Origin of the sequence: Mesorhizobium sp. M7A.F.Ca.CA.002.15.2.1, from assembly GCF_003998715.1 — a bacterium.
Classification (GTDB): Bacteria; Pseudomonadota; Alphaproteobacteria; order Rhizobiales; family Rhizobiaceae; genus Mesorhizobium; species Mesorhizobium ciceri.
This window is the reverse complement of the sequence record NZ_RZPI01000912.1, coordinates 1-1,757: the sequence shown is the minus strand read 5'-3', so window position 1 is coordinate 1,757 and position 1,757 is coordinate 1. Positions and strand designations below refer to the sequence as shown.

General features: G+C 62.3%; 2 protein-coding genes. Both read left to right on the top strand.

Annotated elements, in window-relative coordinates; translation table 11 throughout:
• Positions 1-692: ATP-binding cassette domain-containing protein (locus ENZ74_RS31025; protein ID WP_127313270.1), on the top strand; the 692-nt coding region annotated here is incomplete at its 5' end.
• A gap of 14 nt (positions 693-706) precedes the next feature.
• The coding region (locus ENZ74_RS31020) for an MlaD family protein (RefSeq protein ID WP_164761355.1) at positions 707-1,757 on the top strand (1,051 nt) is incomplete at its 3' end.

Genomic DNA, 1,757 nt, shown 5'->3' with positions numbered 1-1,757 from the left:
ACATAAGGCGCGGCGAAATCCTTGGATTTGTCGGCGCCTCGGGTGCTGGCAAATCCGTTCTGCTGCGCACCATTCTCGGCCTGACACGCAAGCAGTCGGGCACGATCAGGCTGTTCGGCGTCGATATCGAGAAGGCTGATGATGCCGAGCGTCTGCGCATCGACATGCGGCTTGGCGTGCTGTTCCAGCACGGCGCCCTGTTCTCGGCGCTGACGGTGCTGGAAAACGTCCAGGTGCCGATGCGCGAATATCTCGACCTGCCGCGAAAGCTGATGGACGAACTGGCGATGCTCAAGATCGAGCTGGTCGGGCTGCCGCCCGACGCGGCGCAAAAATTCCCATCCGAACTGTCCGGCGGCATGATCAAGCGCGCCGCGCTGGCGCGGGCGCTGGCGCTCGATCCCGACATCGTCTTCCTCGACGAGCCGACATCGGGTCTCGATCCGATCAGCGCGGCGGAGTTCGACGAGCTGGTGGTCAAGCTGCGCGATACGATGGATCTGACCGTCTACATGGTGACGCATGACCTCGACACGCTGTTCACCGCTTGCGACCGGGTGGCCGTGCTCGGCAAGAAGAAAGTGCTGGTCGAAGGCACCATCGACGACATGCTGAAGAGCGAGGAACCGTGGGTAAAATCCTATTTCCGCGGAAAACGCGCCCGGCAACTTGATCTTGCGGCGCGCGCATAGCCATAAGTGGGACAATGGAAACCAGAGCCAACTACGTCATTGTCGGCATCTTCACGCTGGCCGCGATCCTGGCGGCGTTTGCCTTCGTCTACTGGACGGCGGCGATCGGCGACAAGGGCGAGACGACGTTGCTGCGCGTGCGCATTCCGGGCTCGGCCTCCGGGCTCGGCCGCGGAAGTTTCGTGCTGTTCAACGGCGTCAAGGTCGGCGACGTCAAGCGCGTCTATATTGATGTCGACAATCCGACGGTTGCCATCGCCGATACCGAGATCGACCGCATGACGCCGATCACCAAATCGACGCAAGCCGATATCGGGCTTGCCGGCCTGACCGGGCAGGCCAACATCGAACTCAAGGGCGCCGATCCCAAGGAGGTAAAGCTCCTCGACCAAGCGGAAAAGGAAGGCAAGGTCGCCGAGATCGTCGCCAACCCGTCGGCGGTGACCAACCTCTTGCAGACGGCGCAGAATATCTTCACCCGCGCCGACAAGGTGCTGACCGAGCTCGAAGGCTTCACCAAGGACGTTCGCGGGCCGCTGACGCAGACCGTCCAGAACGTCCAGACCTTCTCCGATGCGCTGGCCAAGAATTCGGACGGCATCGACAAGTTCCTGTCCGCGGCCAGCACGCTGGCCGATGAGCTGAAAGGCGTTTCCGGCAAACTCGACGGCACGCTGAAGGCGGCCGAAGGCCTTCTCAACGCGGTCGACAAGGACAAGATCAAGAGCATCGTCGCCAATGTCGACGCAGTAACCGGTAACCTCAAGCAGACGTCGAAGCAGCTCGACGGCGTGATCAAGAACGTCGATACAGCCGTGGGGTCGGTCAACGACTTCGCCAAACGGACGCAAGGCACGCTGGCCAAGGTCGACAACGTGCTCGACGGTATCGATCCCGCACAAGTGCGCTCGGCGCTCGCCAACATCCAAAAGGCCAGCGAGAGCGCCGACAAGGCCGCCGCCGACATCGCGGAGGTGACCCACAAGTTCGCCAACCGGGCCGACGACATCGACCAGACGATCAAGGACGCAAAGCAGCTCGCGCAACGGCTCAACGATGCCTCGG